Raw genomic sequence first — 13,407 nt, 5'->3', positions numbered from 1 at the left:
TTACCTTTTGGCGGAGGTTTCCACTGTCGCGGGCAAACGCGCAAGTTGCACCATTAGAATGCCCGCTGCGATCACGGCCACGCCCACCATATCGAGCACCCTCAGTTCCTCGCCAAGCAAAACGGCCGCAATGGCGACCCCGAAGAACGGGTTTAGAAAATGGAATGTCGCGCCACGCACGGCTCCGATCCGGTCCACGAGACGCACCCAGACAAAGGTTGCGGCCAGCCCCGGTATCAATGTCGTGTAGGCAAAAGCGGCAGTCAGACGTGGCGTCCAGGTCACGTCCCAGGTTTCCAGAATCAGCGCGGGGCCCCAAAGCGCGGCAGAGCCCACCAGCATTTGCAGGCCGACCACCATCATGAAATTCCCACCCGAGGTCGCCCCACGCAGCGACAAGGTCGCGACCGAAAGCGCCAAAACACCGCCACCGCACAGCGCCACCCCATACACATCCATCCCGCCACCGAAACGCGCGCCCATGATCAACACAACGCCACCAAGTCCCGCCAACAGGCCCACCGCCGCTTGCACCACGAGTTTTTCCTTGAAGACGGCCCACCCCACCAGCGCCACAACCAGCGGCATGGTCGAGGCCACTATGGCGGCCAGGGAGGCCTCAATCGTTTGCATGGCAACGAAATTCAGACCCAGATACAAAGCATTCTGACACACGCCAAATATGATCGTGGCGCGCCACTGGGCCCGCGTCAGCCGCCAGCTTTGCCCCAGCGCCAACGCAATCCCCACGGCCAAAGTGCCGGAGATCAGGAAACGCAGCGCCAGCGCGCTGAGCGGCGGTGCCTCTGCCACGATGATTCGCGCCGAGGTGAAGGCCGAGGACCACATCAAAGCAAAGGCCAGGCCCATCAAAATTGATCTTATATCCATGCCAAGTGTTTAGGCCTCCAAGACAATCAAGGGAAGCACTGGCCATCTGCTTTCTCATGCCCCGACGACCAAAAAAAGCCCCGTCTGCACGAGGGCAGACGGGGTCAGGTGTGGTGCCCGAGCGCAGCAAATGGCTCAGGGCACCGGCGGTGTTCTTAATTGGTGTAACTGGTGGAAGATGGATCCAGACGCGGCCGGTGGCCCGACAGGGCTCTGGTCACTGCATGTCGGCGCGGATCTGTTGGCGCAGCACGTCGATAGGCACAACCTTGCCCTCGCGCTTGAAGTGCCAGTACGTCCAGCCGTTGCAAGAGGGCGCGCCTTCAAGCTTGGCCCCCACCTGGTGAATGGAGCCGGTGATGCCATCGCCGACCAGCGTACCGTCGGCGCGCACCTTGGCCATCTGGCCGCGGGCGTTCATCAACATCTCGCCGGGACGCAGCATGCCACGCTCGACCAGCTGACCAAAGGGCACACGCGGTTCGGCGCGCTTGGATGTGCTGACTTGCAAGGCGGAATTGTCGTAGGGGCGAATGTCGGCGATGCGCTTTTCGGCCACCTTGCGATAGGCGTCCTCGCGCTCGATGCCAATGAAATCGCGGCCCAACATCTTGGCCACAGCGCCGGTGGTTCCGGTGCCAAAGAAGGGGTCAAGCACAACGTCGCCCGGATTGGTCGAACCGACGATAACGCGGTGCAACAGAGACTGGGGTTTTTGCGTCGGGTGTGCCTTGTCGCCGTTATCATCCTTCAGGCGCTCGCCGCCGTTGCAGATCGGCAGAACCCAGTCGGAGCGCATCTGAACACCTTCATTCAGAGCTTTCAGCGCCTCGTAGTTAAAGGTGTATTTTGCCCCCTCGGCTTTCGACGCCCAGATCATCGTCTCATGCGCGTTCGTGAAGCGCTTACCGCGAAAATTCGGCATGGGGTTCGACTTGCGCCAGACCACATCGTTCAGGATCCAGTAGCCGGCGTCCTGTAGCGCAGCCCCAACCCGGAAAATGTTATGATAGCTGCCGATCACCCAGATGGCCCCGTCGGGCTTGAGCAACCGGCGCGCCGCTTTCAGCCAGTCTCGGGTAAAGCTGTCGTAGGCGGCAAAACTGTTGAACTGGTCCCAATGGTCATCAACTGCGTCGACCTTGGAGTTATCAGGCCGATGAAGATCACCCCTCAACTGAAGGTTGTAGGGCGGATCGGCAAAGATCAAATCCACCGAGCATTCCGGCAAACTGTTCATCATTTCGATGCAGTCGCCAGACAAAATTGTATTGATCGGGAGCGCTGGAGCGCTCTTCGCACGTGTCATCGTCGTCATACTCTGCCTCTGTCCCGGCGTGTTTTCACGCTCGTTCGTTGGCTCTAAATCTGATTCGAAAAGGATTCATGGTCAATTATTTTAGTTTAACAGAGGGTTGCTAATTCATCTTGTCACAAGATATCGCGTACCGGCTTGAACGAACGTCTATGGAGAGGGGTAACCCCAAGATTTCGGAGGGCAGATTTGTGACACTTTGTGGGATAGCCCGCGTTTGTTTCCCAACCATATCCTGGCCACTGTGTCGCGGCCTCCTTCATGACATTATCTCGCCAGATTTTTGCCACAATTGAAGCCGCCGCGATGGAAGGTGATTTGCCATCCCCGCCCACGACAGCCGTCGCCTCACACGGGAAACCATCAGGAATCCGATTTCCGTCGACGAGAACGTGATCCGGCTGAACCGAAAACCCTTCAACTGCACGTTGCATGGCGAGCAAGCTCGCTTGCAGGATATTGATGGCATCTATCTCTTCGACCGTGGCCATGCCGATCGAGACGCGGGCCGATTGCCACAACAGCGGCGCAAGAAATTCACGCCGCTTGATCGATAGTTTTTTTGAATCGTTCAGCCCCTCGGGGACCGAATCGCGGTTCAGTATCACTGCTGCGGCCACAACGGGGCCAGCCAGCGGGCCGCGACCGACTTCATCCACACCGGCCACATGGCGCACGCCTTGGGCCCACAGGCGCTCTTCAAACATCATATCCATAGGGGGGTTAACACCGATTCTCTGTTTGCCGACAACCGCCACAGAGGGGCAAACAGTGTTTGCTTTGGTCTCCTCCCATCCTTAACGGGTCTTGGCGCAGACATTGCACAGCCATGCATGCCTGACTGTGCGGGTGTCGCGCTCACTGTCGGCGTTTTGCTGTGTTTGGCCCGGCTACGCGCGCGAACGCGACGCCGTCCCTAAGAAGATCCCCATGAGGCCCCCCTCGACCGGATTTTATTTGGACCTCAGTCAGTCCGGCACATCCCTGTTCGGCGTTTGCGCGGCTTGAGACCCAGCTCCGGCTCAGGGGCACAGTCGTTCCAATAGATGGGTCTATGGCATCAATGACAGGGCGTTCCGGGCCAGCCATTCTATCCCCGCACACCGCCCTCTCAGGTTCGCTACGACCGAGCATACGACGAGCGGCATGAGCTTCTGGCGGACGGGATCGCGCCGTCGACCTGTCACCCGTACGAACGCCGCGCAGCAGACTGGTGTGAGACACATGAGATTTTGCGCAGGAAGTTAGAGGTCACCTGGTCCGTGAACAGCTTCTGCATTCACAGGCTCCCCTCTATATATGCAATGCATCACGGGATCGGCGTGGAGCCTTATGGCAGGTTCAACGAGACACCCACCGAAACGCTAGACCACCGCGCCAATCAGGGACAGCACGGCCACCTCTGGCTGCACGTCGTGGCGTGCGATCCACATGTCCAGGCGCGCACGTTCCTCTGCGGACAGCTGCAACAGAATAGGACGCGCAGGACCGGGTCGCACTTCTTTTTGCCACTGCACGCCCTTGTCCATGGCCTGGCGCAACGCCTGCCGGGCGAGGTAGGCCAGCGGCAAGTGCTGTTGCGTGGTTTTGACAAGACGCCGACGCAAATCGTCGGGCAGGTGCAATTCCAGTGCTTTCCTTCCGTCTCTGCGACTCATGCGGCCTCCACTTGCGACGAGCGTAAGCGTATCGAACGTCTTATGAACACGCGAGACCCAATTACGGTGCATCCAATACAACTTGTGCAAGCCACAAATGCAACAAAGGGGCCCGAAGGCCCCTTTGCGCTTAAGTGTCGGTAAAACGTCCCGTCAGGGCGTCTTACATCATGCCGCCCATGCCGCCCATGTCGGGCATGCCGCCACCGGCGCCTGCACCGTCTTTGGACGGCTTGTCAGCCACCATCGCTTCGGTGGTGATCAGCAAGCCTGCAACCGAGGATGCATCTTCCAGAGCGGTGCGGACAACTTTCGCCGGGTCGATCACGCCGAATGCGAACATGTCGCCGTATTCGCCGGTCTGAGCGTTGTAGCCGAACTTCAGGTCGCTGGATTCGCGAACCTTGCCTGCGACGACGGAACCGTCGACACCTGCGTTGGATGCGATCTGACGCAGCGGTGCTTCGAGCGCGGCGCGGATGATGGCGATACCACGATCCTGGTCAGCGTTGTCGCCTTTCAGGCCGTCGAGCGCCTTGGCACCCTGTACCAGAGCAACACCGCCACCAACGACGACGCCTTCTTGTACGGCAGCGCGAGTCGCGTTCAGAGCATCGTCCACACGGTCCTTACGCTCTTTCACTTCGACTTCGGTCATGCCGCCGACGCGGATCACGGCAACACCGCCTGCCAGCTTGGCAACACGTTCCTGCAGCTTCTCACGGTCGTAATCGGACGTGGTCTCTTCGATCTGCGTACGGATCTGGGAAACACGCGCTTCGATTTCTGCCTTCTCGCCATGGCCGTCCACGATGGTGGTTTCGTCCTTGGTGATTGTGACGGTCTTGGCGGTGCCGAGCATGTCCATGGTGACATTCTCGAGCTTCATGCCCAGATCTTCGGAGATCACCTGGCCGCCGGTCAGGATCGCGATGTCCTGCAGCATGGCCTTGCGACGGTCACCGAAGCCCGGTGCCTTGACGGCTGCGATCTTCAGGCCGCCACGCAGCTTGTTGACCACGAGGGTCGCCAGCGCTTCGCCTTCGACGTCTTCTGCAATGATCAGCAGCGGCTTTTGCGACTGGATCACCTGCTCGAGCAGCGGAACCAGCGGCTGGAGCGAAGAGAGCTTCTTCTCGTGCAGCAGGATCATGCAGTCATCCAGCTCGGCAATCATCTTGTCCGGGTTGGTGACGAAGTAGGGGGACAGGTAGCCGCGGTCGAACTGCATACCTTCGACGACATCGGTCTCGGTCTCGAGGCCTTTGTTCTCTTCGACGGTGATAACACCTTCGTTGCCGACTTTCTGCATCGCGTCTGCGATCTGGCGACCGATTTCAGCTTCGCCGTTGGCGGAGATGGTGCCAACCTGAGCAACTTCGTCGGAGTTCTCGACGGTGCGCGCTGCGTCCTTGATCGCCTGCACAACCTTGGCTGTCGCCTGGTCGATGCCGCGCTTCAGGTCCATCGGGTTCATGCCAGCTGCAACAGCTTTCAGGCCTTCTTTGACGATGGCTTGAGCAAGAACGGTCGCGGTGGTGGTGCCGTCGCCGGCTTCGTCGTTGGTGCGGGAAGCAACTTCCTTCACCATCTGTGCGCCCATGTTCTCGAACTTGTCTTCCAGCTCGATCTCTTTGGCGACAGAGACGCCGTCTTTCGTGATGCGCGGCGCGCCGAAGGACTTGTCCAGAACCACGTTACGGCCTTTGGGGCCGAGGGTGACTTTGACTGCGTCGGCGAGAATGTTCACGCCACGAAGCATCTTGTTGCGGGCGTCGGTATCGAACTTTACGTCTTTTGCAGACATGTGTGTTCTCCTTGATACGTATTCGGTTTGCGTAGATCGGGACGGGCCCCGACCCTCTTCGAGAAAAGCGCGGGCGCCTCAGTGGGCGCCGCCGCCTCAGCTGATAATGCCGAGGATGTCGCCTTCCTTCATGATCAGCAGCTCGTCACCTTCGACGGTAACCTCGGTGCCGGACCATTTGCCGAAGAGGACTTTGTCACCTTCGCTCACAGCCATTTCGATCAGCTCGCCGCTGTCTTTGCGAGCGCCTTCGCCACACGCGACGACCACGCCTTCTGCCGGTTTTTCTTTGGCGCTGTCGGGAATGATCAGCCCACCGGTCGTTTTTTCATCGCTTTCGGTGCGACGAACAAGCACGCGGTCATGAAGCGGTTTGAATGCCATCTCTGAAGTCTCCTGACTCAAAGTTAGAACTGTGGCCCCTCGTCTTCGAGCGAGCCGTTATCACTCATCCGCGGAGAGTGCTAACGATGCAGGAGGTAAGGATCGTAGGTGAGTCTGTCAACAAGCACGTATAAAAATTTGTGCCCATCTTCGGTCTTCGGTCTTCGGTCTTCGGTCTTCGGTCTTCGGTCTTCGGTCTTCGGTCTTCGGTCTTCGGTCTTCGACGAGAGGTGGGGTCTTCTGCGCCGCTGTAAACCCGGGGCGGGGAAATTCCGCCTACCCAATGGCGTCACACAACAGAAACAAAACTGTCACGGGACCGAAACACCGGTGCCATATCCACGCATCAACCGCCAAACGACGGAGTGCTGCAGTGTGACCGACCGGACGATTTTCCTCTCCGATGTGCATCTGGGCACGCGGGGCTGTCGCGCGCAGTTGCTGGTGGATTTCCTCGCCAAACACGATGCAAAGACGCTTTACCTCGTGGGCGATATCGTCGACGGCTGGAAGCTGCGGCGCGGCTGGCATTGGCCAGAGGACCATAACGCCGTCATTCAGGCGATCCTTGAAAAGGCACGGTCCGGCACGCGGGTGATCTTTATCCCCGGAAATCATGATGAGGTGTTCCGCGACTACATTGGCCTGCACCTTGGCGGGATCGAGGTTATGCGCAGGGCCGATTTCACCTCGGCCAAGGGCAAGCGATACCTCGTGACCCACGGCGATGAGTTCGACGCTGTGGTCGCCAATGCCAAATGGCTCGCCTACCTCGGCGACCGCGTCTACGGCACGCTGATCTGGTTGAACCCGCGCATAAACCAGTTTCGCAGACTTTGGACCCATCGGTATTGGTCCTTGTCCAAGTGGTCGAAGGCGCAGGTGAAACAAGCGGTGAACTTCATCGGGAAGTACGAAGAGGCCCTTTCGGAATCCGCCCGCCAAAAGGGGTATGACGGCGTGATCTGCGGCCATATCCACCATGCCGAAATCCGCCAGATCGGCACGGTGCATTATATCAACACGGGCGACTGGGTCGAAAGCTGCACCGCCGTCATCGAAAACGACGCGGGCGAGATGCGGCTGGTGGATTGGGAGGCGCGCAAGAACCGCGCCTTCGCCATCGAACGTCTCCAGCGCCGCCGCAGCCGCAGCGCAACCGATCGACACACCCCGGCCCGCCTGCGCACCTCACTTGAACAGGATGCCCAATGACTGACACCACGGGAACGCTCATCGGTGCAGCCGTCCACGACAATGCTGAGCGCCCAAGCCTTGGCGAGAGGGTTTTTGCCCGCCTGTTTCACGGGTTGGTCTATGCGCAAATCTGGGAAGACCCCGTTTGCGACATGGACGCGCTGGGCGTGCGGCCAGACGACCACATCACCTGCATCGCCTCGGGCGGCTGCAACATGATGAGCTATCTCACCGCACGCCCCGCCGCGATCACCGCCGTCGATCTATCGCCGTGGCACGTGCGCCTGAACCGGCTCAAATTGACAGCCGCGCAGGCCCTGCCCGATCACGCCAGCTTTTACGACCTGTTCGGACATGCCGACATGCCCTCGAACAACGCGTTGTTCGACCGCTATCTCTTGCCGCAGATGAGCGCAGAGGACCGCGCCTTTTGGACCTCCGGTCAAGGCCGCCAGCCGCGCAAGACCATGTTCGCGCGCAGTTTCTACAGGTTCGGGGCGCTCGGTGGCTTCATTGCCGTGTTGCACCACATCTGCCGCCTGTCCGGCGTCCGGTTCGATGCCCTTCTGGGCGCGCAAAGCCTCGACGAACAACGCGCCTTCTTTGATCTGCACATCGCGCCCCTGTTCGACACATGGGTGGTCAAGGCCGCGGCCCGTCAGCGGTCTTCGCTCTTTGGTCTGGGCATCCCGCCCGCGCAGTATGACAAACTCGCCGCCGATGCGGACGGCGATATCCTCTGTGTGCTCCGGCACCGCACGCGCAAACTGTTCTGCGACTTTCCGATTTCAGACAACTACTTTGCGTGGCAGGCCGCCAATCGTGGCTACAAGGGCGACGGCACCGGCCCTGTGCCGCCCTACCTTGAGGCGCGCCACTTTGACACGCTGCGCGAGATGGCCCCGCGCGTGAGCGTTCTGAACCGCTCCATCACAAAAGTTCTCGCAGACGCCCCCGCCGCCTCACGCTCCGTTTATGTCCTACTCGACGCGCAGGACTGGATGAGTGACGCGCAGCTTTCGGCGCTTTGGCAAGAGATCACGCGCACCGCCCGCCCCAACGCCCGCGTGTTGTTCAGAACCGGCGGCGCGACAAACATCCTGCCGGGTCGCGTTCCGGCGGATCTGCTAGATCAATGGCGCTATGACGAAGACGCCTCCACCCATGCCTTTGCGACCGATCGGTCGGCCATTTATGGCGGCGTTCACCTCTATCGAAAGGTCTGAGCCATGAGCCACATTGCCGACCACGGCCAGCTGATGGACAATACGTACCGCACCCAGCGGCTGTTTTACGATGCGACCCGCAAATATTACCTGCTGGGTCGAGACCACCTGTTAGACCAGATGCAGGTCTCGCCCGATGATCGCATTCTGGAGGTCGCATGCGGCACCGGGCGCAACCTCGCCGTCATGAAGCAGCGCCACCCGCACGCACGTCTGTACGGCTTGGATATCTCGCAGCAAATGCTCCGCTCCGCCAGGCGCAAGCTTGGGCTGAAGGCCAGGCTGGCCCGTGCGGATGCCTGTGCATTTGATCCGCAAACGTTGTTCGATGTGCCCAGCTTTGACCACATCGTGTTCAGCTACAGCCTGTCGATGATCCCGGACTGGCAGGGGGCGCTGGACGAGGCCGCGCGTCACCTCGCGCCCGGTGGCACATTGCATATCATTGATTTCGGCGACCAGGGCGCATTACCTCGCTGGACAAAACGCGGCTTGCGGGCGTGGCTTGCCCGCTTTCACGTCACGCCGCGCGATGCTCTGCCAATCGCCTTGCAAAACCTGCCACGTCACGGCGGCGTTTTGCTGCAGGACGGGCTGTTCCGCCGCTACGCCTATTACGCGCGTCTGGAACGACGCACCTGACCATCGGTGCGTTACAGACGGTCTGGCACGCTATGTCTGCGCGGATTTCACCAAGGGAACGCTGCACGCCCGTGAAAAGGCTGCATACGCTCGACCCGATGCAGAGCCGCGAAAGCAGGTCGCAGATCTCAGGCTGCAATGCCCCCGTCACCAACCATGTGACGCTGCGCGATGCCGGATCCTGAGCCAAAGCGCTCGGTGAGGAAATCTGCAAAATGAACAAGCGTTGCCCGGAAAGGATCTGCAAAGGTCCCGCACGATGCGGGAAAATCGTTGCCCCGTCCCGGCGCACCGACCTAGCCTGACCCCACGTGTGACCGGCAGGAGACCCCATGAAACTCGGAATTATCGGAGCCGGCATGGTCGGCTCGGCGGCAGCCTTTTCCTGTGTCATGCGCGGCGCAGCCTCGCGTATCGTGCTTGTGGATCTCAACGAGGCCCGCGCCCGCGCCGAGGCAGAAGACATTGCACATGCCGTGCCCTTTGGCGCTGCGGTGCAGATCGACGCCGGAACCTACGCCGACCTGAGCGGTGCGGGGGTGGTGATCCTCGCCTGTGGCGTCTCACAAAAACCCGGTGAGACGCGACTGGAGTTGTTGTCTCGCAATGCCAAGGTGTTCGGAACCGTCGTCGCAGAGGTCACACGCCATGCGCCAGATGCGATCTTGCTCGTGGCCTCCAATCCCGTCGACATCATGGGACAGGTCACACAGGCGCTGTCCGGTTTGCCGAAAGCAAGGGTGATCGGCTCTGGCACGATCCTGGACACCGCAAGATTTCGCTGGCTGTTGGGCCGGCACCTTGGCATCGCACCGCGCTCCGTTCATGCCTACGTCCTGGGGGAGCACGGTGACAGCGAGGTTCTGGCATGGTCCGCCGCGCGCGCTGGCTCCGTCAGTCTCGAAAGCTTCGCCGCGCAGATGCGCAGCCCTCTGACCGACGCCGCCCGCACCGAGATCGACGCCGGCGTGCGCCGCGCCGCCTACACGATCATCAAGGGCAAAGGCGCCACATGGTATGGTATCGGGGCCGGGTTGGCCCGCATCGTGGCCGCGATTTCTGCGGATGAACAGGCTGTGCTGACCGTCTCCACCGTGTCTGACGTTCTTGGGGTTAAAGATGTGGCCTGTTCACTGCCCCGCGTCGTGGGCCGCGAGGGCGTCAGCGCCGAACTGATGCCCGACCTGTCACGACCCGAACAGGAGGCGCTGGCCACCTCGGCCGGGCTGCTCAAGGACAGCTTCGACAAGCTTGGTCTTTGACCGCGCGGCCCGACCCACTCTGAGGCAAGTGCAGCACCAAAGCGATGGCAGCGCCGGCGGTCAGCAAAGCCGCCGCGTCCCAAAGCCTGCGCATCGCAGATATCTTTGAAACCCGCAGTCATCTCTGAAATCCACGCGCCAAGGCGTCGAACCTAGCGGATGACACGGGTCACCAGGCTGCGTCGCAAAATAGATTGGCACAGAGCACGTCTTCACGCTGCGTGCCTTGGGCACAAATATGCAGCCCGCAAGCTTTTGCTTGAAAGGTCATGGGCGCTGACCTACCCTGAAGTGACCCAACCGCGAGTTCCCCATGACAACCCTGCACGCGACGCCGATCCACACCGCGCCCGGCTCCAGCGCGCCGGACAACCTGCGCGGCCTCGTGCTTATGGCGCTGGGCTTTTTCGCCTTTGCAGCCTGCGATGTGCAGGCCAAGTACCTCGCAGACAGCTTTCACCCGGCGCAGGTGGTCTGGTTCCGCCAGATCGGCCTGTTCCTTGGGGTCGTGGTGCTGATCACGATCAAGGGTACGCATTTGCTGCGCTCTCGCTTGCCCGGCATCCAGATCACACGCGGCGTGACGGCGGTTATTTCGGGGCTCTGTTTCGTACTGGCCGTGCGCAGCGTGCCCTTGGCCGATGCCGTGGCCGTGACCTTTATCGCGCCGTTCATCGTCACGCTGCTCAGCGCCCTTTTCCTGCGTGAACCTGTGGGCCCGCGCCGTTGGGCGGCTGTGGCGGTGGGGTTCGCGGGCATGCTGGTCGTGATCCGTCCGGGCTTTGGCGTCTTCGATCCTGCGATCTTTTTCGTGGTCGGCGCGGCCTGTTTTTTCTCGATGCGCCAGGTCTTGTCCCGCAGCCTTGCCGGAGCCGACAGCGTGTCGACCACAGTAGCCTATACCTCTATCACTGCAACGCTTTTGCTGTCGCTGGCATTGCCGTTCGTGTGGACCACGCCGCAGACGCTGCAGCTGTGGGCCGTGATCGTGGGACTCACGGCGACAGCCGGTTTGGGCGAAATTCTGGTGATCCGCGCGCTGGACATAGCACAGGCCAGCGTGGTCGCGCCCATGCAGTATTCGCTGATCATCTGGAGCACATTCTACGGCTTCGTCGTGTTCGGCGACTTGCCGGATCACTGGACGTTCGTCGGCTGCGCGATCATCGTCGCCTCCGGCCTCTATACCCTGCATCGAGAGCGCCTGAACGCCCGCGCAGCCAAGCAACAAGCTCAGGCAGACGCGGCCAAAGCCCCGGCCTAAATCACTCCGCCTCGGCGGGATCTTCCCAGGAATGCGCCCAATGCGTCAGCCCCGCGTGGCCCGCATCATTGAGCGCGTAGACCCCCACCGACACCTTGTCGAACCAGCCGTAATGGTTGTCGCGCATAACCTGCGTCGCTCGCGTGATTTGGGTCGCCTTGGACACGTCCCGCCCTCGGGACGCTCCCTGCTCCGCCAGATAGGCCGCGCAGGCCAGAGCATCCTGTCGGTAGGCGGTCACGATGCCGTGCCGCGTGGCGCCCCCCTCGTTTGGATCACCACGCAGGGCGTGAAATTCACGCAGCAGCCGCGCGGTCTTGGCCTTTGTCTGCCGGGGTTTGAAAGGCCCCGGATCGCACAGAACCTCCACCCGGCCATCCGCCAACACCACGATGAACCCAAGGCCCAGACGCCGACACATGGTCAGGTTGTCCTTCAGCGCACGTCGCGCCAGTTTACCGCTCGGCTTCGGCACCGCGATGTAGACGTGATCGGTCAGCCGCAGCCGCGTACAGGCCTGATGGTACAGCGACAAGGTGATGCGCAGCTTCAGCTCAACGATCACCGGCGCATCATCGCCGCGCACGCCAACCATGTCCGCCGCGCCGACCTCGCCCTTCACCATGTAACCCTGCTTTTCCAGCAGCGCCTTCACCGGTGCATATAATTCGCTTTCCCGCTCCATGCGCCTGTTGTTTCCCGCCCATGCGCCCTTGTCCAGCCTTCCCATTCCAGAGAAAGTGCACCCAACTCAAGGAGCCTGTATGACACGTCTTTTTTCCCTGTTGCTGGGTGTATGCCTCGCCACATCCGTTCAGGCGCAATGCAGCGGTGTCTCGCTCGCCGAAGGGCTGACCGAGGCAGAGCGCGCCGCCGTCAATGCTCAACTGGACGGCCTGCCCTATGCCACAGGCAACCACTGGATTGCCCGAAAGGACGACGAAGAACTGCACCTGATCGGCACCGTTCACCTGTCGGACGCGCGCCTTGATGGCCCGACCGAGCGTCTGTCCCCCATCGTGGCCGATGCCGCGCTCCTCCTGCTCGAAATGAACGCCGAGGACATGGACGTGATGCAGCAGGAGATCACCACCGATCCGGCGATCTTCATGTTGCCGGACAGCAGCCTGCCCGACCTCATGCCCGAGGAGGACTGGGCCAAGCTCTCCGAGGCGATGGAAGCGCGCGGAATGCCCCCGTTCGTCGGCGCAAGGATGCAGCCATGGTATGTGTCGATGCTGTTGTCCGTCCCGGCCTGCATGGCCGCACAGTTGGAGCAACAGGACGGGCTGGATGCGCGCCTCGAAGACGCGGCCGAGGCCGCTGGCGTGCCAACGATGTCGCTGGAACCCTATGACACCGGGCTGCGTCTATTTGCCGAAATCCCCATGGACATCCAGCTTTCGATGATCCGCGCGGCGCTGGCCCCGCCGGACGTGAACGAAGACCTGTTCGAGACGCTTCTAAGCTACTATTTCGCCGAGGATCACGCCGAAGGTCAGCTGGTGCTCGAGGCCGTCTCAGCCCGTCTGACGGCGCTTGACCCGGAGGAGAACGAGACCGTCTTTCGCGCCATGGACGATGCGCTGATCGTTCAACGCAACAGCAATTGGCTGTCGGTGCTGCTGAGCGCGCTGGACGACACCGAAGGCCCCGTTGTGGCGGCCTTCGGCGCGGCGCACCTGTCAGGGGAGAACGGCGTGCTCGCGCTGCTCGAAGGCGAAGGGTTCGCTCTCGAACGCGCACCCTTCTGACCCATGT

Annotated in this window: 13 protein-coding genes; 6 read left to right on the top strand and 7 right to left on the bottom strand. The window is 61.2% G+C overall.

What is annotated here, in order from left to right:
• The 6 genes from GGQ68_RS02365 to GGQ68_RS02340 form a co-directional block, all read right to left on the bottom strand.
• A complete protein-coding gene (locus GGQ68_RS02365) occupies nt 1-891 on the bottom strand; it encodes a DMT family transporter (RefSeq protein ID WP_183962781.1) in 891 nt (296 codons plus the stop codon).
• Between the two features lie 217 nt (nt 892-1,108).
• A complete protein-coding gene (locus tag GGQ68_RS02360) occupies nt 1,109-2,209 on the bottom strand; it encodes a site-specific DNA-methyltransferase (RefSeq protein WP_183962780.1) in 1,101 nt (366 codons plus the stop codon).
• A gap of 113 nt (nt 2,210-2,322) precedes the next feature.
• Entirely contained in the window at nt 2,323-2,922 is a 600-nt protein-coding gene (locus tag GGQ68_RS02355; protein ID WP_183962779.1) for a ribonuclease HII, read from the bottom strand.
• A 648-nt stretch (nt 2,923-3,570) separates the two neighbouring features.
• Nucleotides 3,571-3,864 (bottom strand): hypothetical protein, encoded by a 294-nt coding sequence (locus GGQ68_RS02350; protein WP_183962778.1) that lies wholly within the window; start codon nt 3,862-3,864, stop codon nt 3,571-3,573.
• A 163-nt stretch (nt 3,865-4,027) separates the two neighbouring features.
• The gene (gene groL, locus GGQ68_RS02345; RefSeq protein WP_183962777.1) at nt 4,028-5,671 is read right to left on the bottom strand and encodes a chaperonin GroEL; all 1,644 of its coding nucleotides are present in this window, start codon (nt 5,669-5,671) and stop codon (nt 4,028-4,030) included.
• A gap of 96 nt (nt 5,672-5,767) precedes the next feature.
• Nucleotides 5,768-6,055: a co-chaperone GroES gene (locus GGQ68_RS02340; RefSeq protein ID WP_183962776.1), complete on the bottom strand. Its 288-nt coding sequence runs from the start codon at nt 6,053-6,055 to the stop codon at nt 5,768-5,770.
• Nucleotides 6,056-6,430: 375 nt separating this feature from the next.
• Between GGQ68_RS02340 and GGQ68_RS02335 the strand changes: the two genes are divergently transcribed.
• From GGQ68_RS02335 to GGQ68_RS02315, 5 genes are all read left to right on the top strand, one after another.
• Entirely contained in the window at nt 6,431-7,270 is an 840-nt protein-coding gene (locus GGQ68_RS02335) for a metallophosphoesterase (protein ID WP_183962775.1), read from the top strand.
• Entirely contained in the window at nt 7,267-8,478 is a 1,212-nt protein-coding gene (locus tag GGQ68_RS02330; RefSeq protein ID WP_183962774.1) for a BtaA family protein, read from the top strand. Before GGQ68_RS02335 ends, GGQ68_RS02330 begins: the two co-directional genes overlap by 4 nt.
• Nucleotides 8,479-8,481: 3 nt before the next feature.
• Nucleotides 8,482-9,120 carry a class I SAM-dependent methyltransferase gene (locus GGQ68_RS02325; RefSeq protein WP_183962773.1) on the top strand — a complete coding sequence of 213 codons (639 nt, stop codon included), beginning with the start codon at nt 8,482-8,484 and terminating at the stop codon, nt 9,118-9,120.
• Between the two features lie 332 nt (nt 9,121-9,452).
• Nucleotides 9,453-10,382, top strand: coding sequence for an L-lactate dehydrogenase (locus tag GGQ68_RS02320; RefSeq protein WP_183962772.1), 930 nt, complete (start codon nt 9,453-9,455; stop codon nt 10,380-10,382).
• Between the two features lie 313 nt (nt 10,383-10,695).
• Entirely contained in the window at nt 10,696-11,646 is a 951-nt protein-coding gene (locus tag GGQ68_RS02315) for a DMT family transporter (protein WP_246429219.1), read from the top strand.
• Nucleotide 11,647: 1 nt separating this feature from the next.
• On the opposite strand, the gene GGQ68_RS02310 is transcribed toward GGQ68_RS02315, so the two are convergent.
• Nucleotides 11,648-12,331, bottom strand: coding sequence for a DUF2161 domain-containing phosphodiesterase (locus GGQ68_RS02310; protein ID WP_183962771.1), 684 nt, complete (start codon nt 12,329-12,331; stop codon nt 11,648-11,650).
• 79 nt (nt 12,332-12,410) lie between these two features.
• Between GGQ68_RS02310 and GGQ68_RS02305 the strand changes: the two genes are divergently transcribed.
• Nucleotides 12,411-13,400 (top strand): TraB/GumN family protein, encoded by a 990-nt coding sequence (locus GGQ68_RS02305; RefSeq protein ID WP_183962770.1) that lies wholly within the window; start codon nt 12,411-12,413, stop codon nt 13,398-13,400.
• Nucleotides 13,401-13,407: the final 7 nt, after the last annotated feature.

Origin of the sequence: Sagittula marina (assembly GCF_014196795.1) — a bacterium.
GTDB classification, from domain to species: domain Bacteria; phylum Pseudomonadota; class Alphaproteobacteria; order Rhodobacterales; family Rhodobacteraceae; genus Sagittula; species Sagittula marina.
The sequence above is the reverse complement of the archived record's forward strand: the minus strand, read 5'-3'. Positions and strand labels throughout refer to the sequence as shown.